Genomic DNA, 20,912 nt, shown 5'->3' with positions numbered 1-20,912 from the left:
GCGAGGTCCCCCACAAACAACTACTCTGCGTGACCAAAGGCAGCGTTCGCAGGTTGTTTCCCCACCTCCACGCGATGCCTCATGTTTGAGAGTCGCTTCTCTCGGTAGCGGTTCTCCATCCGGTGGGAGGAGCCAGATGAGATTTCTCGGCATCAACGCGATCTTTCACGACCCTGCCGCGGCGGTCGTCGCCGACGGCCGCATCGTCGCCGCCGCGGAGGAGGAGCGGTTCAGCCGCCGCAAGCACGGCAAGCGGCCGCTCGCCTTCTCGGCCTGGGAGCTGCCGGAGCTGGCTGCCGCATGGTGCCTGGAGGAGGCCGGGCTGTCCCCGGAGGACATCGACGCGGTCGCCTACTCCTACGATCCGTCCCTGGTCGTCCAGCGTCCCGAGGGTGACTGGGAGGACCTGCGCACGAAGTACGCGGTGCGCGCGCCGAACTTCCTCGCCACGGCCCTGCCCGGCCTGGACCCGGCGCAGGTGCGCTTCGTCCCGCACCACGTGGCGCACGCCGCCTCGGCCGGGCTGGCCGCGCCGTTCCGGGACTGCGCGGTGCTCGTGTGCGACGGCCGCGGCGAGAACGTCTCCCATCTGGCGGGCCGCTACCGCGACGGCGAGCTGGAGGTGCTCGCCGCGCAGGAGCTGCCGCACTCGCTCGGGCTGATGTACGAGGACGTGACCCAGCACCTGGGCTTCCTGCGCTCCAGCGACGAGTACAAGGTCATGGCGCTGGCCTCCTACGGCCGGCCGCGGCACCTGGAGTCGCTGCGCGAGCTGATCTACACCACGGAGGACGGCGGGTTCCGGGTCGAGCCGATCGACTGGAACTCCTACGCCAAGGCCCTGTCCAAGGGCGCCCCGTGGACTCCGGAGCACGCCGACCTCGCCGCGAGCGTGCAGGCGCGGCTGGAGGAGGTGCTGCTGGAGCTGGTCCGCTGGCTGCACGAGCGCACCGGGGAGCGGCGCCTGGCGCTGGCCGGCGGGGTGGCGCTCAACTGCGTCGCCAACACCCGCCTGCTGGACGAGGGGCCGTTCGAGGAGGTGTGGGTGCAGCCCGCCGCGGGCGACTCCGGCACCGCGCTGGGCGGCGCCCTGCACCTGGCGCAGGCGTACGGCGAGCGGGCCACTCCCATGATCGGCGCCGACCTGGGCCGCGGCTTCACCGACGAGGAGCTGGGCGCCTGGCTGGACGTGGCGCGGGTGCCGTACACGCGGCCGGCCGACCTGGCCGACGCGGTGGCGGCCGAGCTGGCCGCCGACCGGATCGTCGCCTGGTTCCAGGGCCGCTCCGAGTACGGCCCGCGGGCGCTCGGCCGGCGGTCGCTGCTCGCCCACCCGGGGCACGCCCGCAACACCGAGCGGCTCAACGACGTCAAGGGGCGCGAGCAGTTCCGGCCGATCGCGCCGATGGTGCTGGAGTCGCGGGCCCGCGACATCTTCACGCGGGGGCCGGTGCCCTCGCCGTACATGCTGTTCGTGCACGAGGTCGACCCGGCGTGGCGGGAGCGGATCCCGGCCGTGGTCCACGTGGACGGGACGGCGCGGGTGCAGACGGTGTCGCCGCGCTCGGAGCCGCTGCTGGCCCGGATGCTGTCGTCGTTCGAGGCCCGCACCGGGCTTCCGGTCGTGGTCAACACGAGCCTCAACACCGCCGGGCGGCCCATGGTGGACGACCCGCGCGACGCGCTGGAGTGTTTCGGCTCCTCACCGGTGGACGTGCTCGCCCTCGGGCCGTACCTGGTGCGGCGGCGGGAGGTGTTCGCTCAGTGATCACGGTGGTGGTCCCCACGGTGGGGCGGCCGAGCCTGCGCGCGACGCTCGCGGCGCTCGGGCCGGACGTGCCGGTGATCGTGGTGGACGATCGGCCGGCCGGACATGACGGGGCGCCGCTGGTGACACCCGGGCACGTGACGGTCGTGCGGTCCGGCGGGCGGGGGCCCGCCGCCGCGCGCAACGCGGGCTGGCGGGCGGCCTCGACGCCGTGGGTGGCCTTCCTCGACGACGACGTGGTGCCGGGGCCCGGCTGGTACGAGGCGCTGTGGAAGGACCTGGCCGGGCTGCCGCCGCAGGTCGCGGGCAGCCAGGGGCGGATCAGGGTGCCGCTGCCCGCCGACCGGAGACCGACCGACGCCGAGCGGAACACGGCGGGTCTGGCCGGGGCGTTGTGGATCACCGCCGACATCGCCTACCGGCGGGCCGCGCTGGAGGAGGTCGGCGGGTTCGACGAGCGTTTCCCCCGGGCCTACCGCGAGGACGCGGACCTGGCGCTGCGGCTGACCAACCGGGGGCACCGGCTGGTGCGGGGCGAGCGGGTGACCGTGCATCCGGTGCGCGAGGACGGGTTCTGGGCCAGCGTGCGCTTCCAGCGGGGCAACGCCGACGACGCGCTGATGCGGCGCCTGCACGGGCCGGGGTGGCGGGAGGCGATCGGCGGGGCGCGGGGACGGCTGCGCCGCCACGCCGCGACCACGGCACTCGGCCTGGCCGCCACGGGCCTCGGCGTGGCCCGTCTGCTGGGCGCCCGCCGGCGGGACACCGCCTCGCTGAGCGACCGGCTGCCGGGTGCCCGGCCCTCCCCCGCCAGGGGTGTGCCCGCGTGGCCCGCGATGGCGGCGGCCGCGGGGTGGGCGGCGTTGACCGCCGAGTTCGCCTGGGCGCGGATCGCGCCCGGACCGCGGACGCCGCGCGAGGTGCTGCGGATGGCCGTCACCAGCGTGCTGATCCCGCCGGTCGCCTGCGCGCACCGGCTGCGGGGGGAATGGAAGGTGCGGCGATGAGCGGACGGGTGCTCGTGGCGCGGCTGGACGACGCCGGGGACGTGCTGCTGGCCGGTCCCGCCGTGCGGGCCGTGAGCGCGCACGCGCGCGAGGTGACCGTGCTCGCCGGGCCGCGCGGCCGGGCCGCGGCCGAGCTGCTGCCCGGCGTGGACCGGGTGATCGTGTGGCAGGCGCCGTGGATCGACCACCGGCCGCCGCCCGTGTCCCCGGAGGACGTGGACGACCTGATCGGCCGGATCCGCGGCGTCGACGAGGCGGTGATCCTCACCTCGTTCCACCAGTCGGCGCTGCCGCTGGCGCTGCTGCTGCGGTTGGCCGGGGTGGGCCGGATCTCGGCCATCAGCAACGACTACCCCGGCTCGCTGCTCGACGTGCGGCACGTCGTCGACGAGGGGCTGGACGTCCCCGAGGCGGAGCGGATGCTCGCCGTGGCCCGCGCCGCCGGCTTCGACCTGCCGCCCGGCGACGACGGCCGGCTCGCCGTCCGCCGCCCGCTGCCGGACGTGTCCCGGTTCGGCCTGGGTCCTGGCCCGTATGTCGTCGTCCACCCCGGCACGTCGGCGCCCGCGCGGACCTGGCCGCCCGAGCGCAACCGCGAGGCGGTACGGGAGCTGGCCGACGACGGCCACCGGATCGTCGTGACCGGCATGGAGCGTGAGCTGACCGCCCATGTCGCGGCCGGAGCCCCGGAGGCCGCCGTGGATCTCGGCGGCGCGACCACGCTGGCGGAGCTCGCTGCCGTCATCGAGGGCGCCGCCGTGCTCGTCGCCGGCAACACCGGCCCAGCCCACCTGGCGGCGGCGGTCGGCACGCCGGTCGTCAGCCTGTTCGCCCCGGTCGTCCCGGCCGCGCGGTGGGCCCCGTACCGGGTCCCGACGGTCCTGCTCGGCGACCAGGAAGCACCATGCCGGGACTCCCGGGCGCGCGTGTGCCCGGTGCCCGGCCATCCCTGTCTGGCGCAGGTGACCAGTGAGCAGGTGGTCAAGGCAGTGAGGGAGCTGAACCAGTGAGAATCGCCCTGGTCTCGGAACACGCGGACCCGCTCGCGGCCATCGGCGGCGTCGACGCCGGCGGGCAGAACGTCCACGTCGCCGCCCTGGCCACCGCCCTCGGGGCGCGCGGCCACGAGGTGGTCGTCCACACCCGGCGCTGGGGGCCGGACCAGCCGGACCGCGTGGTGATCGCGCCGGGCGTGTGCGTGGAGTACGTCACCGCGGGCCCGGCCGCGCCGGTCCCGAAGGACGAGCTGCCGCCGTACATGCCGGAGTTCACCGCGCGCCTGGCGACACGGTGGGACGAGGACCCGCCCGACGTCGTCCACTCGCACTTCTGGATGAGCGGGCAGGCCGCGCTGCGGGCCGCCGGGAACGTGCCGGTGGTGCACACCTTCCACGCGCTCGGCACCGTCAAGCGGCGCTGGCAGGGCGCCGCCGACACCAGCCCGGCGCACCGGGTGGACACCGAGCGGCAGATCGGCCGCAGCGCCGACGCCGTGCTGGCGACCTGCCGCGACGAGGTGAACGAGCTGCGCGCGATGGGCGTGCCCGAGCAGCGGATCGCGATCGTGCCGTGCGGCGTGGACACCGGCACGTTCCGCCCCGACGGCCCGGCCGCGCCGAGCCCCGGCGCCTCCTGGGCCTGGAACGGCGCGAGCGCTCCGGGCGGCGGGCGGACGGCGCGGGTGCTCAGCATCGGCCGGCTGGTGCCGCGCAAGGGCGTCGACACCGTCGTGCAGGCCATGCGGCTGCTGCCGCGCGCCGAGCTGGTGATCGCCGGCGGGCGCGTGGACGACGAGGAGGCGGTACGGCTGCGCGAGCTGGCCGACGGGTGCGGCCTCGGCGACCGGGTGCGGGTCGTCGGCAGCGTCCCGCGCGACGAGGTGCCCGCGCTGATGCGCTCGGCCGACGTGCTGGTGACGGTGCCGTGGTACGAGCCGTTCGGGATGGTGCCGGTCGAGGCGATGGCGTGCGGCGTGCCGGTGATCGCCTCGGCCGTCGGGGGCCACCTCGACACCGTCGCCGGGTGCGGCCTGCTCGTGCCGCCCCGCCGCCCGCGCGCCCTGGCCAGGGCGCTCAAGGACGTGCTGGAGGATCCGGCCCGGCGCCGCGCGATGGGCGCGGCCGGGGCGCGCAGGGCGCGCGAACGGTACGGCTGGCCGCGTGTCGCCGAGCGCACGGAGGCCGTGTACACGCAGGTCATCGACGGCAGGATGTGCCGTCTCACGGCGCTGGGAGGGTGAGCCATGGACGCGCATCTGGAGAAGCTGTGCGCCACCCTGGCGCGCGTCGACGGCCACACGGCCGTCGTCCGCGCGTGGGGCGGCAAACTGGCCGGGGTCCTCGGCTCCGGCGGCAGGCTGCTGGCCTGCGGCAACGGCGGCTCGGCGGCCGAGGCGCAGCACCTGACGGCCGAGCTGGTGGGCCGCTTCCGTGCCGACCGCCCGCCGTACGCGGCGATCCCGCTGCACGCCGACACCTCGTCGCTGACGGCGATCGTGAACGACTACGGCCCCGAGGAGGCGTACGCGCGGCAGGTGCGCGCCCACGGCCGCGAGGGCGACGTGCTCGTGTGCCTGTCCACCAGCGGCGGCAGCGCGAACGTGCTGGCCGCCGCGAAGGCCGCCCGCGAGTGCGGGATGCTCGCCTGGGCGCTGACCGGGCCCGGCCCCAACCCGCTGGCGGGGCTGTGCGACGAGGCCGTCACCGTGCCCGCCGAGGAGACCGCGACGGTCCAGGAGGTGCATCTCGCCCTCATCCATCTGCTCTGCGACGCGGTCGAGGAGGCACTGTGAGCGGTCCGCTCGTCGTCATCGGCGACACCTTGCTGGACGTGGACGTCGAGGGCGTGGCGGACCGGTTGTGCCCGGACGCGCCCGTCCCCGTGGTCGACGTCGAGGCCGAGCACTCCCGGCCGGGAGGAGCGGGCCTGGCGGCGCTGCTGGCCGCCCGCGACGGCGCCGACGTGGTGCTCGTCACCGCGATCGGCGACGACCAGGACGGGCGGCGCCTGTGCGGTCTGCTGGCCGGCGAGGTCGAGCTGGTGCGGCTGCCGCTGCGCGGCGGCACCGTGCGCAAGACCCGCGTCCGGGCGCGGGGGCAGACGCTGGTCCGTGTCGACTCCGGCGACGGCCGGGCCCGGCACGCGGCGGGCGAGGAGGTCGCCGCGGCGCTGCGCCAGGCCGGGGCCGTGCTCGTGTCCGACTACGGCCGGGGCGTCGCCCGGGCGGCGCGCGAGGCGCTGCGCGGGCTGGACGTGCCGGTCGTGTGGGACCCGCACCCGCGCGGCCAGGAGCCGGTGCCCGGGTGCGCGCTGCTGACCCCGAGCGAGGCCGAGGCCCGCCTCATGTGCGACGTCCCGTACGAGGGCCCCGACCAGGCGGCCCGCCACCTCGTGCGCTCGCTGCGGGCGCGGGCCGTGGCCGTCACGCTCGGCGTGCGCGGCGCGGCGCTGGCCCGCCAGGGCGGCGCGCTCACCCAGGTGCCGGCGCCGGTGTCCGCCTCCGGGCAGGACGTGTGCGGCGCCGGGGACCGGCTGGCCGCCGCCTCCGCGCTCGCGCTGCGCGACGGCTCCGGCGTGGAGGAGGCGGTCACCATCGGCGTCGGCGAGGCGTCGCGCTTCGTCGAGCGGGGCGGCGCCGCCTCCATCCGCACCCAGGAGCAGGAGCTCGGCGACCGGCCGCGCACCGCGCTGGAGGTTGCCGAGCTGACCCGCGCGTACGGCGGGCGGCTCATCGCCACCGGCGGCTGCTTCGACCTGCTGCACGCCGGCCACGTCAGCCTGCTGCGGCGGGCCCGCGCGCTCGGCGACGCGCTGGTGGTGTGCGTCAACTCCGACGACTCCGTCCGCCGGCTCAAGGGCCCGACCCGGCCCATCGTGGACGTCCGCGACCGGGTCGAGGTGCTGCGGGCGCTGGCCTGCGTGGACGCGGTGCTGGTGTTCGACGAGGACACCCCGGCCGCGGCCATCGAGCGGCTCAGGCCGGACGTGTGGGTGAAGGGCGGCGACTACGAGGGCGACGTGCTGCCCGAGGCCGAGATCCTCGACCGGCTCGGCGCCGAGATCGTCGTCCTCAGCAGCCTGCCGGGCCGCTCCACGACCAACCTCATCAGGGAGATCCGCTGAACCGCGTCGGCTGAGCCACCTCAGCTGGGGCTCCCGGGGTGCGCGGGAGCCGTACCGCCACGAGAAGGAGAACACATGAACGTACTCATCACCGGAGGCGCCTCGGGCCTGGGCCTGGCCACCGCCGAGGCCGTGGCCAAGGAGGGCTGGCGGCCGCTGGTCGTCGACGTGCGCGAGCCCGGGCAGGGCGTCGATCACGTGGTCGCCGACCTGTCCGACCGGGCCGAGGCCGAGCGGGCCGTGCGCGAGCTGGCCGAGCGGGCCGGCGGGCTCGACGCCGTGGTCACCGCCGCGGGCGTCGACGCCTGCGGGCGGCTGGAGGACGTGGCCGCCGACGACTGGGACCGCGTGATCATGGTCAACCTGCTGGGCACCGCCTCCGTCGTGCGCGCGGCGCTGCCGTACCTGAGGACGTCGCGCGGCAAGGTCGTCACCTGCGCCTCCACGCTGGGGCTGCGGCCGCTGAGCGACGCCACCGCGTACTGCGCGTCGAAGTTCGGCGTGGTGGGCTTCACCCGGGCGCTGGCCATCGAGCTGGCCGGGCAGGTGGGCGTGACGCTGCTGGTGCCCGGCGGCATGCGGACCGCGTTCTTCGACGGCCGGCCGGAGCAGTACAAACCCGGTCCCGACGCGGGCCTGAACGATCCGGCCGACGTGGCGCGGACCATCGTGTTCGCGCTCGGGCAGCCCGCCGGGTGCGAGGTCAGGGAAATGGTCGTGTGCCCCTCGACGGAGACGTCATGGCCCTAGAGCTCGTCGCGCTGCGCGGGCTCGGCCTGGGCGACATGCTCACGGCCGTGCCCGCGCTGCGCGCGCTGCGCCAGGAGTTCCCCGTCCACCGGATCACGGTCGCGGCGCCGGCCGCGCTGGAGCCGCTCATGCCGCTGACCGGGGCCGTCGACGACCTGATCGATGTGCGGGGTCCCGGCCCGGTGCCGGTCGAGCGGCCGGACGTGGCCGTCAACCTGCACGGCAAGGGCCCGCAGAGCGTCGAGGCGCTGCGCCGTACCCGGCCCGGCCGGCTGCTGAGCCACACCGACGGCCCGCCGTGGCGGGAGGGCGTGCACGAGGTGCGGCGCTGGTGCGACATGCTGGAGTGGTACGGCGTCAAGGCCGACCCGTCGGACCTGACGCTGGGCGTGTCGGACCGGACCGGGCCCGTGGTCGTCCACCCGGGCGCCGCCTTCCCGTCGCGCCGCTGGCCGCCCGAGCGGTTCGCGCAGGTGGCCGCGGCCCTGGAGGGCTCCGTGGGCGAGGTCGTCGTCACCGGCAACGCCGAGGAGGAGGCCATCGCCGCGCGCGTGGCGGAGCTGGCCGGGCTGCCCGCCGGGCGGGTGCTCGCCGGCCGTACGGACCTGGCCGGGCTGATCGACCTGGTGGGCCGGGCCCGGCTCGTCGTGTGCGGCGACACGGGCGTGGGGCACCTGGCGACCGCGTTCTGCGTGCCGTCGGTGGTGCTGTTCGGGCCGGTGCCGCCCGCGTGGTGGGGGCCGCCGCCCGGCTGGCGGCACGTCGCGCTGTGGGCCGGGCTGACCGGCGACCCGCACGGCGACCGGGTCGACCCCGGCCTGCTGAGGATCGAAGTCTCCGAAGTCGTCGAGGCCGTGATGGAGGTCACGTCATGAGGGCTCTGGTTACCGGTGGAGCGGGTTTTCTCGGCTCCCACCTGTGCGAACGCCTGCTCGGCCAGGGAGCCGAGGTCATCTGCATGGACAGCTTCCTCACCGGCGGGCCGCGCAACGTCGAGCATCTGATCGACCGCCCCCAGTTCCGCATCATCGAGTGTGACCTGACCGGGTACGTCCACGTGCCCGACCGGCTGGACCTGGTGCTGCACTTCGCCTCGGCCGCCTCCCCCGCCGACTACCTCCGCTACCCCATCGAGACGCTGCGGGTGGGCAGCGTCGGCACGCTGCACGCGCTGGGGCTCGCCCGGGAGAAGGGCGCCCGGTTCGTTCTGGCCTCCACCAGCGAGGTGTACGGCGACCCGCTGGAGCACCCGCAGAAGGAGACGTACTGGGGAAACGTCAACCCGGTCGGGCCGCGCAGCGTGTACGACGAAGCCAAGCGCTTCGCCGAGTCGCTGACGACCGCCTACCGGCACTCCCGTGACACCGACACCGGCATCGTGCGGATCTTCAACACGTACGGCCCGCGCATGCGGCCCTTCGACGGCCGGGCGATCCCGACCTTCATCCGGCAGGCGCTGCTGGGCGAGCCGATCACGATCACCGGCGACGGCGGGCAGACCCGGTCCATCTGCTACGTCGACGACACGGTCACGGGCATCCTGGCCATGGCCGGGAGCGACTTCGCCGGCCCGGTGAACATCGGCAACCCCGACGAGCTGACCATGCTGGAGCTGGCCACGCTGATCAAGGAGCTGACCGGGTCGTCGTCGCCGATCGAGTTCATCGAACGGCCGGCCGACGACCCGATGGTGCGCCGGCCGGACACGACGCTGGCGGCCGAGCGGCTCGGCTGGCGGGCCGCGGTGCCCGCCGCGGAGGGGCTGCGCCGGACCATCGACTGGTTCGCCGCCGAGCTGGCGGGCCACGGCAAGCTGGAGCGGCTGGGCGCCTGAGCGTGGCGTCGGGGGGTGGTGGTCCGAGGATGCCGGGAATCGCGATGATCGTGCTCGACATGCTGAACCCGTACGAGCACGAGGACGCCGACCGGCTCGTGCACGGGGTGGAGCCGATCGTGCCCAAGCTCGCCGAGCTGGCAGGGCGGGCGCACCGGCGCGACGACGTGGAGCTGATCTACGTCAACGACAACTACGGCGACTTCGCCGCCACCCGGGAGGATCTCGTGACGCGGGCGCTGAAGGGGCGCCGGCCCGACCTGGTGCGGCCGATCGTGCCGCCGAGCGACTGCGCGTTCCTGGCCAAGGTGCGCCACAGCGCCTTCTACGGCACCGCCCTGGAGCACATGCTGCGGCAGCGCGGGATCGGCACCGTGCTGCTGACCGGGCAGGTCACCGAGCAGTGCGTGCTCTACAGCGCGCTGGACGCGTACGTGCGGGAGTTCGACGTGGTGGTGCCGCCGGACTGCGTGGCGCCGGTCCACGGGGATCTCGGCCGGGCCGCGCTGCGCATGATGGAGCGCAACATGTCGGCCGAGATCATCCCGTCGCGCCGCCTGCTGGTGTGACCCCCCGTCCGAGCCGGACGGGCCTGCGCTAGAGGGCGACGCCGAGGAGGGCGTCGGACAGGTCACGGACCAGGGCCGGCGCTCCGGCGTCGGCCCCCTCCCCCGCGAGCGCCCGCTCCGCCCAGGCGTCGATCGCGGCCAGCGCGCCCGGCGCGTCGAGGTCGTCGGCGAGCCGCTCCCGCACCAGCGCCAGCAGCTCGTCGGCGGGCGGTCCCGACGGCAGCGCCGCCGCCTCGCGCCAGCGGGCCAGCCGCCGCTCCGCCCGCTCCATCAGCTCCGGAATGTACTCCCAGTCGGCGCGGTAGTGGTGGGCCAGCAGGACCAGCCGGACGGCCATCGGGTCGTGCTCCCGGCGCAGCCGCGACACGAACACCAGGTTGCCCTTGGACTTCGACATCTTCTCGCCGTCGAGGGCGACCATGCCGGCGTGGGTGTAGAACTTGGCGAAGGGCCACTCGCCGGTCGCCGCGTGCCCCTCCGAGGCGCCGCACTCGTGGTGCGGGAAGATCAAATCCGTGCCACCGCCGGCCACGTCGTAGCCGGCGCCCAGGTGGTCGAGCGCGATCGCGGTGCACTCGATGTGCCAGCCGGGCCGGCCCCGGCCCAGCGGCGAGTCCCACGCCGGCTCGCCCGGCCGCTCGGCCCGCCACAGCAGCCAGTCGAGCGGGTGGCGCTTGCCCGGCCGGTCGGGGTCACCGCCCCGCTCGCCGAACAGCTCCAGCATCTCGTTCTCGCCGTAACCGGACACCTGACCGAACTTGGGGGCGTCGGCCGAGCTGAAGTAGACGTCGCCGTCCAGCTCGTAGGTGACGCCCTTGGCGGCCAGGGACGTGATCAGCTCGGCCACGCGGCCGACGACCTCGGTGACGCCCACGTACTCGCGGGGCGGCACGATGCGCAGCGCCTCCATGTCCGTGCGGAACAGCTCGATCTCCCGCTCGGCCAGGTCCTGCCAGGCGACGCCGGTCTGCTCGGCGCGCTCCAGGAGCGGGTCGTCGACGTCGGTGGTGTTCTGCGTGTAGTGGACGTCGTGGCCGCCGTCACGCCACACGCGGCCGACCAGGTCGAAGGCGAGGTAGGTGTTGGCGTGACCCAGGTGGGTGGCGTCGTAGGGGGTGATGCCGCACACGTACATCCGGGCCGTGGGGCCGGGATCGGTCGGGCGGACCTGCCCGGTGGCCGTGTCGTGGAGCCGCAGCGGGACGCTCTGACCGGGCAGCTTGGGGACGTTCGGGGCGGACCACGATCTCATAGCTTCGAGCCTATCTGTCCCGTTCGGCGGTCAAGTCCGTGAAGTCGTACGTCACCTCTCCGGCGGCCAGCGTGACCCGCATGGCCGACAGCGACGTGAGGATCTTGCCCTCGGGCGTCTCGTGGCGGACGAGGAAGGCCTCGGGGTCGGCGGACGGCGCCTCCTCCCCCGGGACGCGCCAGTCACCGGCCCGGAAGCGCGGCAGGTTGGCGACGACACGGGGGTGGGCGGGGTCGAGCCCCGCCGCGTTGACGATCATGTTGGTGCCGTCGGGCACGGGGGTGACGGTCAGCCGCTCACCGTCCCAGCCGGCCAGCCGCGCTCCCGGCGGCTCGGCGAGGAGGAGGAAGAAGGGGTCGTACACGGTGAGGTCCGCCTCGGCCAGGCTCTCCTCCGCCGGGACGTCCGCACGGGGCGGGTCGCCCGGCAGGGTGCCGGTGGCGGCGGCGCGCAGGGCCAGGTCGCCGCGGGAGACCCGGGTGGCCTCGGGAGCCGTGACACCGCGCCCGTTGAGCAGGGCGGCCGCGCGGTGTGCCGTGGGGTGGAGCGCCAGCCAGGTGCCGCCCGCCTTGAGGTCGCGGCCGCCGATCACGCCGGGGTAGCGGTCGGGCCAGTGCTCGCCCGGCCCCTCCCAGGGCCGGTCGGCGTACTCGTCGCGCACGAACAGGAGCGTCAGTGGCCACCCTGTCCTCACGATCACGGTGCACATGAGGCAAAGAGTAGTAAACGCCGCTAGATCGGCGGCCAGGGGATGGCGGGCCAGTCCTCCGACGGCGACGGGTGGACGCCGGTGTCGAGCAGCCGCCTGACCCGCTGCCAGGTCGCCTCCACCTCGGCCGGCGTGAGCAGCTCGCGCAGCCTGCGCCCGAGCGCGCCCGCCTCCAGGTCGCGCTCCAGCTTGGCCAGCACGGCGACGGCCTCGCGCGCCAGCGGCTTGCCGCGCCACTGCCACAGCACGGTGCGCAGCTTGTCCTCGGCGGCGAAGCAGACGCCGTGGTCGACGCCGTACACGTGGCCGGTGGGCAGCGGCAGCAGGTGGCCGCCCTTGCGGTCGGCGTTGTTGACCACGGCGTCGAACACCGCCATCCGCCGCACCACCGGGTTGCGGCTGCGCACCAGCCGCATGAGGTCGATCTCGCGCTCGGTGTCGATCCAGAGCTGGCACATGCCGGGGCCGAACGGCCCGTCGCGGTAGACGGTCGGCGGAACGATCTGCCAGCCGGTCATCTGGGACACCTCGAAGGCCGCCACCTCGCGGGCCGCGAGGGTGCCGTCGGGGAAGTCCCACAGCGGGCGCTCCCCGCGCACGGGCTTGTAGACGCAGGCGACGGTCTGCCCGGCGAGCGTGACGGAGCAGTAGAGCGTCAGGTTGGTCGCCTCGACCAGGCGGCCGACCACGTCGAGGCGCCCGTCACGGAGGAGCTTCAGCGCGCTCTCCTCGTCCATGACCGGCGTGTGCGAGTGCCTGACGGCGGGCTCGCTCTCCGGGGCGCTCATGAAGCCGCCTCACCCCCGCGGTAGCCGTTGAGCCGGACACAGATGTGCCCCTCGGCGTCGAGGGGCTGGCCGCACAGGGGACAGGGTGGCCTCCCCGCGGCGACGAGCCGCAGGGCGCGCGCGGTGAAGGCCCGCGCGGCCCCGGCGCTGATGTGGACCCGCAGCACCGCGGGATCGGGCACGTCGAGGTCCTCCTCTTCGACCATCTCCTGCGCCTCGATGACCACCTGCGAGGTCTCGGGGTCCCAGGCGAGCGCCATGGTGCCCACCCGGAAGTCCTCGGAGAGCGGAACGTCGAGGGGGTCGTCGTCGGCGAGGTCGGCGGGTGCGAGGGCCGGCACGTGCGCGGTGCCCCCGCTGCGCCGCAGCACCTCGTCGAGCAGCTCGTCGAGCCTGCCCGCGAGCGCGGCGACCTGCAGCTTCTCCAGCGCGACCGTGGTCAGTCTGCCCTCGGCTCTGGCCTGCAGAAAGAAGGCTCGGGCGCCCGGTTGCCCCAGGGCACCGGCCACGAACCTCTCTGGTGGGTCGTAGTCGAAGACCGGCATAGCCTGACCTTACGTGGTCCCGGGTCCGCCGCCGACGGCGGCATCGCTCCCGGTGATGTTTTCTCCCCCGTCTTTCTCCTCCGAATCCTCGGGAAGCCGCAATTCCCCCACATCGTTAAGCCTGAGTAGAAAGGGACGCAAGGGGGCATAGCGAATCACAGTGAGCGCGGCCGGATCAGCGGTTATCCGCTGGAACTGGTCGAGATGGAGGCCCAGCGCGTCGGCCACGATCGCCTTGATCACGTCGCCGTGGCTGCACACGAGGTAGACGCCCTTCTCCCCCAGCCGCGCGTTCCACTCCCGCACCGCCGCCACCGCCCGGTGCTGCACGTCGGACAGCGGCTCTCCGTCGGGGAAGACGGCCGCGCTCGGGTGGGCCTGCACGACCCGCCACAGCGGCTCCTTGGCCAGCTCCTCCAGCGGGCGGCCGGTCCACGTGCCGTAGCCGCACTCCACGAACCGGTCGTCGGTCTTCACGGCCATCGCGCGGTCCGCGGCCACGGCCGTCGCGGTCTCCACGCACCGCTCCAGCGGGCTGGAGACGACCGCGTCCAGCCGCACGCCCGCGATGCGGCCGGCCAGCGCCTCGGCCTGCCGCCGGCCCTCGTCGCTCAGGTGGACCCCCGGGGTGCGGCCGGCCAGGACGGGCCCCGTGAGGGCGGTGAGGCCGTGGCGGGCCAGAAGCAGCGTGGTCACGAACCAAGTGTCGCAGGCCGGGATCACGGTTTTTCCCCGGCCCGGACGGTAACCTGGCGGGATCATGCAGCAGCGCTATGTCGGCCGTAGCGGCCTGTCGGTGTCCCGGGTGGGGCTCGGCACGATGACCTGGGGGCGTGACACCGACGCCGACGAGGCCTCGGCACAGCTCCGCACCTTCATGGACGCGGGAGGCACGCTCGTCGACACGGCCGACGTCTACACCGGCGGCGACGCCGAGCGGCTGCTCGGCCGGCTGGTGCGCGACACGGTGCCGCGCTCCGAGCTGGTGATCTCCACCAAGGCCGTGGTGACGCCGCTCGGCCGCCGGCCCCGCGACGCCTCCCGCCGTCACCTCGTGGCCGCCGTGGACGAGTCACTGGCCCGGCTCGGTGTCGACTACGTCGACCTGTGGCAGCTCCACACCTACGACGAGGAGGTGCCGCTGGAGGAGACCCTCGCCGCGCTCGACGCGATCGTCTCCTCCGGCCGGGCCGTCTACGCGGGGGTGTGCGACTACACCGGCTGGCAGCTCGCCGCCGCGGGCGTCGCCCAGCGCTCCGTCCCGGGCCGCGTGCCGATCACCTCCGCCCAGGCCGAGTACTCCCTGCTGGCCCGCGAGCCCGAGCGGGAGCTGCTGCCGGCCGCCGACCACGTGGGGGCCGGGGTGCTGGCCTGGTCGCCGCTGGGGCGGGGGGTGCTGACCGGCAAGTACCGCACCGGCATCCCGGCCGACTCGCGGGCCGCGACGCCGCACTTCGCCGACTTCGTCCGGCCGTACCTGGACGAGCGGAGCCGGCGGGTGGTGGAGTCGGTCATGACGGCCGCCGACGGACTCGGTGTGTCGCCGCTGGCGGTGGCGCTGTCGTGGGTGCGTGACCAGCCCGGGGTGGCCTCCGCGATCGTGGGGGCTCGCACCCGGGCGCAGCTCGCCGGGATACTGGCGGCCGAGGAGGTCGTGCTGCCCCGCGAGATCCGCGAGGCCCTGGACGACGTCTCGTCCCTGGACTGACCGGCTGAACGGGAGTCAGGCTCGCGTATCACTAGTCGATACCGAATCGCAACTTTGGCGGAAAACACCTGCGTCTCGGCGGCGATGTCCGTAAAGATTTCAATCCAAGGCGATGAGGGAGGGGACGGACCGATGGGGAGCAGGACCGTGACGGCGGCCGGTGTCCTGGCGACGGCACTGGCGGCGACCGCGGTCACCGTGGCCCTCACGGTCACGCTCGCGGGGCCGGCCGACGCGGACGACTGCCCCAAGGGGGGCGGCTTACTCGGCGGCGTGACCGGGACGCTCTGCGACACGGTGGGCAAGGTCACCGACACCGTCGACGCCGTGACCGGAGGCAAGTCGAAGGGCCTGACCGGCACGGTGGACGACACCACGGGCAAGGTGCTCGGCAAGGTCGGCGAGGCCGTGCCCACGGGCCGGCCAGGCCAGGCCAGGAAGGCCGGCCCGGAGCCGTCCGCCACCGCCACGCTGCTGCCCGAGAAGCTGGGAGACGTCTGCCTGCCGGTGCTGGCCTGCGACGACCAGAGCGTCCGCGACGACGGCGTGACGCCCGAGCCGCGCGTCACCACCCAGCCGCCCGCCGAGCGGCGCACCCGGCAGCCGGCGCAGCCGACGCGCTCCGGCACGGCCCGCCAGCGCAAGGACGACGAGCAGCACGCGGCGGTGCCCACGGCCGCGCCCACCCGCTCCGCGAGGCAGCCGGAGAGCCAGCCGTACCTGATGGACACCCGGGAGGAGCGGGTCGGCGACGAGCCGGAGGCCGACCCCGACGAGGCCCGCATCGACCTGCTGTGGCCGCAGCCCCTCGTGCGCGAGCTGACGGCGCCGATGCGCGACCAGCAGGTGGTACGGCCCAGCACCCCGGCCTCGGACGTGCTGGGCACGGCGCTGACGATCGCGCTGCTGCTGTCGGCCGTGGCGGCCACACGGGTGGTGCAGCAGCGGCGGCAGCGGGCGAACCGGGCCGACTCGATCCCGTTCGAGCCGTCGACGGCCGCCAACGGCCGCCACCGCCTGGCCTGACGCCGGGCCGGCCCGAGGATGAGCCGGCCTTGACAGGGGCCTCTCTGACAGGGGCCTCTCTGATGGGGGCCGGCCTGATGATGGGGCGGTCAGGCGCCGATCGCGTGGACGCCGCCGTCGACATGGACGATCTCGCCCGTCGTCGCCGGGAACCAGTCGGACATCAGCGCGACGCACGCCTTGGCCGCCGGCACCGTGTCGCCCAGGTCCCAGCCGAGCGGCGCCTTCTCCGGCCAGCTGTCCTCGAACTCCTTGAAGCCGGGGATCGACTTGGCCGCCATCGTCCGCAGCGGCCCGGCCGCGACGAGGTTGACCCGGATGCCCTGCTTGCCGAGGTCGCGGGCCAGGTAGCGGGAGGCGGACTCCAGGCCGGCCTTGGCGACGCCCATCCAGTCGTAGACGGGCCAGGCCTTGGTGGCGTCGAAGTCGAGGCCGACGACCGCGCCGCCCTCCTTCATCAGCGGCAGGCAGGCGACCGCCAGCGACTTGAACGAGTACGTGGACACGTGCAGGGCGGTGGAGACGTCCTCCCACGTGGTGTTGAGGAAGTTGCCGCCGAGCGCGGTCTGCGGGGCGAAGCCGATGGAGTGCACGACCCCGTCGAGGCCGTCGACGTGCTCACCGACCCGGTCGGCCAGGGTGTCGAGATGCTCGGTGCTCTGCACGTCGAGCTCCAGCACCGGGGCGGGCTTCGGCAGCCGCTTGGCGATGCGCTCGACCAGGCTGAGCCGGCCGAAGCCGGTGAGCACCACCGTGGCGCCCTCCTCCTGGGCCAGCTTGGCCACCGAGAACGCGATGGAGGCGTCGGTCAGGACCCCCGTCACGAGGATCCGCTTGCCTTCGAGAATGCCCACGTCAGTGCCCCATTCCAAGTCCGCCGTCGACCGGGATCACGGCCCCGGTGATGTAGGAGGCGTCGTCGCTCGCCAGGAAGCGGACGACGCGCGCGACCTCGCCCGGCGACGCCTGCCGGCCGAGCGGGATGTTCTTGATGATGGCCTCCTCGTCCAGGCCGGCCGTCATGTCGGTCCGCACGAAGCCGGGCGCGACCACGTTGACCGTGATGCCCCGGGAGCCGTACTCGCGGGCCATGGACCGGCCGAACCCGATGAGCCCGGCCTTGGAGGCGGCGTAGTTGGTCTGGCCGGCGGAGCCGGACAGGGCGACGACGGAGGAGACGAGGATGACCCGCCCGCGCTTGAGCTTCATCATCGGCCGGATGGCCCGCTTGGCGACCCGGTAGGCGCCGGTCAGGTTGGCGTCGATGACGTCGGTGAAGGTGTCCTCCTTCATCATCGCCAGCAGGGTGTCCTTGGTGACGCCGGCGTTGGCCACCAGCACCTCGACGGGCCCGTGCTCGGCCTCCACCTTGTCGAAGGCGGCCTCGACGTCGGCCATGACGGTCACGTCGCACCGGACGCCGAACAGCCCCTCCGGGGGCTCCCCCGAGCGGTAGGTGACCGCGACGGCGTCGCCGGCCGCGGCGAGTTCTCGGGCGATCGCGAGGCCGATGCCGCGATTGCCCCCGGTGACGAGTACAGAGCGTGCCATGAGACCTGACGCTATCTCCTACCGGCTGGTATGCGCTTGTCCGGGGCAGACAAGATCACGGGGTTAGGATCGTGGACATGCGCCAGATGGACCCCGATTTCCTGGAGCTGCCGCTGCGGCAGCTGGCGGACGCCGCCCTGCAACGCGCCCACGACCTGGGCGCCGAGCACGCCGACTTCCGGCTCGAACGCGTCAGGGCCGAGACAATGAGCCTCTACGACGCCCGGCTCGAAGGCGCGATGGACGCCGACGACCTGGGCTACGCCGTGCGCGTCGTCAAGGGCGGCACGTGGGGCTTCGCCTCCGGCATCCTCCTCACCCCGGAGGCGGCCGCGGCGGTGGCCGAGCAGGCGGTGCGCGTGGCGGAGGTGAGCGCGCCGATCAACAGGGAGCCGATCGAGCTGGCGCCCGAGCCCGCCCACCGCGAGGTGACGTGGGTCTCCTCGTACGAGGTGGACCCGTTCACGGTGCCGTCGGCCGAGAAGGTCGCGCTGCTGGCCGACTGGTCGGCGGGGCTGCTGAAGGGGGCCGACCACGTCTCGGCCCGGCTGCACCAGGTCAAGGAGCAGAAGTTCTACGCCGACTCGGCCGGCACGGTCACCACGCAGCAGCGGGTGCGCCTCCATCCCGTCCTGAACGCGATGAAGGCGGCCGACGGCGGCTTCGACGACATGTCGACGATCGCGCCGCCGGTGGGCCGGGGCTACGAGTACCTGACCGGCACCGGCTGGGACTGGGCGGCCGAGCTGGCGCAGCTTCCCGAGCTGCTGGCGGAGAAGCTGGCCGCGCCGTCGGTCGAGGCGGGCGAGCACGACCTGGTGATCGACCCGTCCAACCTGTGGCTGACGATCCACGAGTCGATCGGCCACGCCACCGAGCTGGACCGGGCGCTCGGCTACGAGGCGGCCTACGCGGGCACCAGCTTCGCCACCTTCGACCAGCTCGGCGAGCTGGTGTACGGGTCGCCGGTCATGAACGTGACCGGTGACCGCACGGTCGAGCACGGCCTGGCCACGGTCGGCTACGACGACGAGGGCGTGCAGGGGCAGTCGTTCGACATCGTGCGCGACGGGATCCTGGTCGGCTACCAGCTCGACCGGCGGATGGCGCTGATGAAGGGGTTCGGCCGCTCCAACGGCTGCGCCTTCGCCGACTCCCCCGGCCACATGCCGATCCAGCGCATGGCCAACGTCTCGCTCGCCCCCGCCCCGGACGGACCGTCCACGGAGGACCTGATCGCGGGCGTGGAGCACGGCCTCTACATCGTGGGCGACAAGAGCTGGTCGATCGACATGCAGCGCTACAACTTCCAGTTCACCGGGCAGCGGGCCTACCGCATCGTCGGCGGCCGGCTGGCCGGGCAGGTGCGCGACTTCGCCTACCAGGCGACGACGACCGACTTCTGGCAGTCCATGGAGGCGGTGGGCGGGCCGCGGACGTATGTGCTCGGCGGCGCCTTCAACTGCGGCAAGGGCCAGCCGGGGCAGGTCGCCCCGGTCAGCCACGGATGCCCCTCGGCGCTGTTCCGGGGCGTGCGGATCCTCAACACCGTGCAGGAGGGTGGCAAGAAGTGAGCGAGCGCATCACCGGCGGTTCGCCGCGGGACACGGTTTCGCTGCAGGACACGGTTTCGCCGCAGGACATGGTGGAGCGGGCCCTGGAGCTGTCGGGGGCCGACGGCTGCATGGTGCTCGCCGACGAGAGCTCCACAGCCAATCTGCGCTTCGCGGGCAACACCCTCACCACCAACGGCGTCGCCCGCTCGGCGCGGCTGACCGTGATCTCCGTCGTGGGCGAGGGCGTCGGCGTGGTCTCCCGCGCCGCCGTACGGCCCGACCAGCTCGCCGACGTGGTGGCGGCGGCCGACCGGGCGGCGCGTGAGGCGCGGCCGGCCGAGGACGCCCGGCCGCTGGTCGAGGGGGTGCCGGCCAGCCCGTCGTGGGGTGAGCCGGTGACTCCGACGGACATCGGGGTGTTCGAGGGGTTCGCGCCGGCGCTGGGCGAGGCGTTCGCCGCCGCCGAGTCGGGCGGCAGGAAGCTGTACGGCTTCGCCGAGCACTCCCGTACGACGACGTTCCTCGGCACGTCGGCGGGGCTGCGGCTGCGCCACGACCAGCCATCGGGCCGGCTGGAGCTGAACGCCAAGTCGGCCGACCTGAAGCGGTCGGCGTGGACGGGCGTGGCGACGCGCGACTTCTCCGACGTGGACGTGACGGGGCTCGACTCGTCGCTGGCCCGGCGGCTCGAATGGGCCAAGAACCGGATCGACCTGCCGGCGGGCCGTTACGAGACGCTGCTGCCGCCGAGCGCCGTGTCCGACCTCATGATCTACATGTACTGGTCGGCGGGCGCCAGGGACGCGCTCGACGGCCGCTCGGTGTTCTCCAAGCCGGGCGGCGGCACCCGGGTGGGCGAGCGGCTGGCCGAGCTGCCGGTCACGCTGGCGGGCGACCCGTCGGCGCCGGGGCTGGAGTGCGCGCCGTTCGTGGTGGCGCACGGGCCGAGCCGCGAGGCGTCGGTGTTCGACAACGGCCTGCCGCTGGAGCCCACCGCGTGGCTGCGGGACGGGCGGCTGGAGGCGCTGCCGCAGACCCGCTACTCCGCGCAGCTCAGCGACATGCCGGTGACGCCGTCGATCGGCAACCTGATCATGACCGGGGGCGAGGGCGGCCGGTCGCTGGAGGAGATGATCGCCTCCACGCGGCGCGGCCTGCTGCTGACCTGCCTGTGGTACATCCGCGAGGTGGACCCGCAGTCGCTGCTCGTGACGGGGCTGACCCGTGACGGCGTCTACCTCGTCGAGGACGGCGAGGTCGTGGGCGAGGTGAACAACTTCCGGTTCAACGAGAGCCCGGTGGACCTGCTCGGCCGCCTGTCGGAGGTGGGCTCCAGCGGGCAGACGCTGCCCCGGGAGTGGAACGACTACTGGACCCGGGCGGTCATGCCGGCCGTGCGGGTGCCCGACTTCAACATGTCGACGGTCAGCCAGGCGAGCTGACCCGCCGGCCCGCGCCCGCCTCCCCCGGCGGGCGCGGGCGTCGCCGTGCGACGTCGCCGGTGCGACGTCAGGTGTCCTCCAGCCGGAAGCCCACCTTCATGCCCACCTGGTAGTGGGCGACCTCTCCCCCTTCGATGTGCCCGCGCACCTCCGTCACCTCGAACCAGTCGAGGTGACGCAGCGTCTGCGAGGCGCGCCGGATGCCGTTGCGGATGGCCTCGTCGACACTTTCGGCCGAGGTCCCGACTATCTCGGTGACCCGGTACGTTCGGTCCGTCATCTCCA

At 74.1% G+C, this 20,912-nt stretch carries 22 protein-coding genes; 14 read left to right on the top strand and 8 right to left on the bottom strand.

From position 1 onward, the window contains the following. Positions 1-136 precede the first annotated feature (136 nt). From AB0H64_RS21455 to AB0H64_RS21410, 10 genes are all read left to right on the top strand, one after another. A complete protein-coding gene (locus tag AB0H64_RS21455; protein ID WP_357626987.1) occupies positions 137-1,768 on the top strand; it encodes a carbamoyltransferase C-terminal domain-containing protein in 1,632 nt (543 codons plus the stop codon). After that, positions 1,765-2,775 (top strand): glycosyltransferase, encoded by a 1,011-nt coding sequence (locus AB0H64_RS21450; protein WP_357626985.1) that lies wholly within the window; start codon positions 1,765-1,767, stop codon positions 2,773-2,775. Before AB0H64_RS21455 ends, AB0H64_RS21450 begins: the two co-directional genes overlap by 4 nt. Further along, positions 2,772-3,785 (top strand): glycosyltransferase family 9 protein, encoded by a 1,014-nt coding sequence (locus AB0H64_RS21445; protein WP_357626983.1) that lies wholly within the window; start codon positions 2,772-2,774, stop codon positions 3,783-3,785. The genes AB0H64_RS21450 and AB0H64_RS21445 overlap by 4 nt, the downstream gene beginning before the upstream one ends. Further along, positions 3,782-5,014, top strand: coding sequence for a glycosyltransferase (locus AB0H64_RS21440; RefSeq protein ID WP_357626981.1), 1,233 nt, complete (start codon positions 3,782-3,784; stop codon positions 5,012-5,014). The genes AB0H64_RS21445 and AB0H64_RS21440 overlap by 4 nt, the downstream gene beginning before the upstream one ends. Before the next feature lie 3 nt (positions 5,015-5,017). Continuing rightward, on the top strand, positions 5,018-5,566 hold the full coding sequence (locus AB0H64_RS21435) for an SIS domain-containing protein (RefSeq protein ID WP_357626978.1): 549 nt from the start codon (positions 5,018-5,020) through the stop codon (positions 5,564-5,566). Beyond that, complete coding sequence (locus AB0H64_RS21430) at positions 5,563-6,897, top strand: PfkB family carbohydrate kinase (protein WP_357626975.1); 1,335 nt, start codon at positions 5,563-5,565, stop codon at positions 6,895-6,897. Before AB0H64_RS21435 ends, AB0H64_RS21430 begins: the two co-directional genes overlap by 4 nt. Positions 6,898-6,972: 75 nt before the next feature. After that, entirely contained in the window at positions 6,973-7,647 is a 675-nt protein-coding gene (locus AB0H64_RS21425) for an SDR family oxidoreductase (RefSeq protein ID WP_357626972.1), read from the top strand. Continuing rightward, entirely contained in the window at positions 7,638-8,522 is an 885-nt protein-coding gene (locus tag AB0H64_RS21420; RefSeq protein WP_357626969.1) for a glycosyltransferase family 9 protein, read from the top strand. Before AB0H64_RS21425 ends, AB0H64_RS21420 begins: the two co-directional genes overlap by 10 nt. Continuing rightward, positions 8,519-9,481 (top strand): UDP-glucuronic acid decarboxylase family protein, encoded by a 963-nt coding sequence (locus tag AB0H64_RS21415; RefSeq protein ID WP_357626966.1) that lies wholly within the window; start codon positions 8,519-8,521, stop codon positions 9,479-9,481. The genes AB0H64_RS21420 and AB0H64_RS21415 overlap by 4 nt, the downstream gene beginning before the upstream one ends. Before the next feature lie 29 nt (positions 9,482-9,510). After that, positions 9,511-10,050 (top strand): isochorismatase family cysteine hydrolase, encoded by a 540-nt coding sequence (locus AB0H64_RS21410; RefSeq protein WP_357626963.1) that lies wholly within the window; start codon positions 9,511-9,513, stop codon positions 10,048-10,050. Between the two features lie 28 nt (positions 10,051-10,078). Here AB0H64_RS21410 and mshC read toward each other — a convergent pair whose 3' ends face one another. Genes mshC through AB0H64_RS21385 form a run of 5 tightly spaced genes read right to left on the bottom strand, consistent with a single transcriptional unit; the run spans position 10,079 to position 14,040 of the window. After that, positions 10,079-11,302, bottom strand: a complete 1,224-nt coding sequence (gene mshC, locus AB0H64_RS21405) for a cysteine--1-D-myo-inosityl 2-amino-2-deoxy-alpha-D-glucopyranoside ligase (RefSeq protein ID WP_357626960.1) — start codon at positions 11,300-11,302, stop codon at positions 10,079-10,081. 10 nt (positions 11,303-11,312) lie between these two features. Further along, positions 11,313-12,011 carry an NRDE family protein gene (locus AB0H64_RS21400; RefSeq protein WP_357626957.1) on the bottom strand — a complete coding sequence of 233 codons (699 nt, stop codon included), beginning with the start codon at positions 12,009-12,011 and terminating at the stop codon, positions 11,313-11,315. Between the two features lie 23 nt (positions 12,012-12,034). Next, positions 12,035-12,799, bottom strand: coding sequence for an SCO1664 family protein (locus AB0H64_RS21395; RefSeq protein ID WP_357626954.1), 765 nt, complete (start codon positions 12,797-12,799; stop codon positions 12,035-12,037). Continuing rightward, positions 12,796-13,344, bottom strand: coding sequence for a DUF3090 domain-containing protein (locus AB0H64_RS21390; protein ID WP_310709007.1), 549 nt, complete (start codon positions 13,342-13,344; stop codon positions 12,796-12,798). Before AB0H64_RS21390 ends, AB0H64_RS21395 begins: the two co-directional genes overlap by 4 nt. A 9-nt stretch (positions 13,345-13,353) precedes the next feature. Beyond that, positions 13,354-14,040, bottom strand: a complete 687-nt coding sequence (locus AB0H64_RS21385) for an MSMEG_4193 family putative phosphomutase (RefSeq protein WP_357626952.1) — start codon at positions 14,038-14,040, stop codon at positions 13,354-13,356. Positions 14,041-14,104: 64 nt separating this feature from the next. Between AB0H64_RS21385 and AB0H64_RS21380 the strand changes: the two genes are divergently transcribed. Next, the gene (locus AB0H64_RS21380; protein WP_310709005.1) at positions 14,105-15,052 is read left to right on the top strand and encodes an aldo/keto reductase; all 948 of its coding nucleotides are present in this window, start codon (positions 14,105-14,107) and stop codon (positions 15,050-15,052) included. A 132-nt stretch (positions 15,053-15,184) separates the two neighbouring features. Continuing rightward, a complete protein-coding gene (locus AB0H64_RS21375; RefSeq protein ID WP_357626949.1) occupies positions 15,185-16,078 on the top strand; it encodes a hypothetical protein in 894 nt (297 codons plus the stop codon). A gap of 89 nt (positions 16,079-16,167) precedes the next feature. Here the strand turns inward: AB0H64_RS21375 and fabI are convergent, their stop codons facing one another. Next, positions 16,168-16,932: an enoyl-ACP reductase FabI gene (gene fabI, locus AB0H64_RS21370; RefSeq protein WP_357626948.1), complete on the bottom strand. Its 765-nt coding sequence runs from the start codon at positions 16,930-16,932 to the stop codon at positions 16,168-16,170. Between the two features lies 1 nt (position 16,933). Then, positions 16,934-17,629, bottom strand: coding sequence for a 3-oxoacyl-ACP reductase FabG (fabG, locus tag AB0H64_RS21365; protein ID WP_310709002.1), 696 nt, complete (start codon positions 17,627-17,629; stop codon positions 16,934-16,936). 77 nt (positions 17,630-17,706) lie between these two features. On the opposite strand from fabG, the gene AB0H64_RS21360 reads away from it, so the two are divergent. Next, a complete protein-coding gene (locus AB0H64_RS21360) occupies positions 17,707-19,203 on the top strand; it encodes a TldD/PmbA family protein (protein WP_357626944.1) in 1,497 nt (498 codons plus the stop codon). A gap of 68 nt (positions 19,204-19,271) precedes the next feature. Further along, complete coding sequence (locus AB0H64_RS21355; RefSeq protein WP_357627094.1) at positions 19,272-20,627, top strand: metallopeptidase TldD-related protein; 1,356 nt, start codon at positions 19,272-19,274, stop codon at positions 20,625-20,627. 67 nt (positions 20,628-20,694) lie between these two features. On the opposite strand, the gene AB0H64_RS21350 is transcribed toward AB0H64_RS21355, so the two are convergent. Beyond that, positions 20,695-20,907 carry a dodecin gene (locus AB0H64_RS21350; protein WP_310709000.1) on the bottom strand — a complete coding sequence of 71 codons (213 nt, stop codon included), beginning with the start codon at positions 20,905-20,907 and terminating at the stop codon, positions 20,695-20,697. Between the last annotated feature and the right edge of the window lie 5 nt (positions 20,908-20,912).

Source organism: Nonomuraea sp. NPDC050733 (assembly GCF_040654215.1).
Classification (GTDB): Bacteria; Actinomycetota; Actinomycetes; order Streptosporangiales; family Streptosporangiaceae; genus Nonomuraea.
This window is presented reverse-complemented; position numbering and strand designations above follow the sequence as displayed.

What these genes read in the sequence shown, in the direction of transcription:
- AB0H64_RS21415 (WP_357626966.1), top strand. Translation starts at nt 8,519, where the DNA reads ATGAGGGCTCTGGTTACCGGTGGAGCGGGTTTTCTCGGCTCCCACCTG.
- AB0H64_RS21380 (WP_310709005.1), top strand. Translation starts at nt 14,105, where the DNA reads ATGCAGCAGCGCTATGTCGGCCGTAGCGGCCTGTCGGTGTCCCGGGTG.
- AB0H64_RS21435 (WP_357626978.1), top strand. Translation starts at nt 5,018, where the DNA reads ATGGACGCGCATCTGGAGAAGCTGTGCGCCACCCTGGCGCGCGTCGAC.
- AB0H64_RS21395 (WP_357626954.1), bottom strand. Translation starts at nt 12,799, where the DNA reads ATGAGCGCCCCGGAGAGCGAGCCCGCCGTCAGGCACTCGCACACGCCG.
- AB0H64_RS21390 (WP_310709007.1), bottom strand. Translation starts at nt 13,344, where the DNA reads ATGCCGGTCTTCGACTACGACCCACCAGAGAGGTTCGTGGCCGGTGCC.
- AB0H64_RS21400 (WP_357626957.1), bottom strand. Translation starts at nt 12,011, where the DNA reads ATGTGCACCGTGATCGTGAGGACAGGGTGGCCACTGACGCTCCTGTTC.
- AB0H64_RS21455 (WP_357626987.1), top strand. Translation starts at nt 137, where the DNA reads ATGAGATTTCTCGGCATCAACGCGATCTTTCACGACCCTGCCGCGGCG.
- AB0H64_RS21410 (WP_357626963.1), top strand. Translation starts at nt 9,511, where the DNA reads ATGCCGGGAATCGCGATGATCGTGCTCGACATGCTGAACCCGTACGAG.
- AB0H64_RS21445 (WP_357626983.1), top strand. Translation starts at nt 2,772, where the DNA reads ATGAGCGGACGGGTGCTCGTGGCGCGGCTGGACGACGCCGGGGACGTG.
- AB0H64_RS21350 (WP_310709000.1), bottom strand. Translation starts at nt 20,907, where the DNA reads ATGACGGACCGAACGTACCGGGTCACCGAGATAGTCGGGACCTCGGCC.
- AB0H64_RS21360 (WP_357626944.1), top strand. Translation starts at nt 17,707, where the DNA reads ATGCGCCAGATGGACCCCGATTTCCTGGAGCTGCCGCTGCGGCAGCTG.
- AB0H64_RS21355 (WP_357627094.1), top strand. Translation starts at nt 19,272, where the DNA reads ATGGTGGAGCGGGCCCTGGAGCTGTCGGGGGCCGACGGCTGCATGGTG.
- mshC (WP_357626960.1), bottom strand. Translation starts at nt 11,302, where the DNA reads ATGAGATCGTGGTCCGCCCCGAACGTCCCCAAGCTGCCCGGTCAGAGC.
- AB0H64_RS21375 (WP_357626949.1), top strand. Translation starts at nt 15,185, where the DNA reads ATGGGGAGCAGGACCGTGACGGCGGCCGGTGTCCTGGCGACGGCACTG.
- AB0H64_RS21425 (WP_357626972.1), top strand. Translation starts at nt 6,973, where the DNA reads ATGAACGTACTCATCACCGGAGGCGCCTCGGGCCTGGGCCTGGCCACC.
- AB0H64_RS21420 (WP_357626969.1), top strand. Translation starts at nt 7,638, where the DNA reads ATGGCCCTAGAGCTCGTCGCGCTGCGCGGGCTCGGCCTGGGCGACATG.
- fabG (WP_310709002.1), bottom strand. Translation starts at nt 17,629, where the DNA reads ATGGCACGCTCTGTACTCGTCACCGGGGGCAATCGCGGCATCGGCCTC.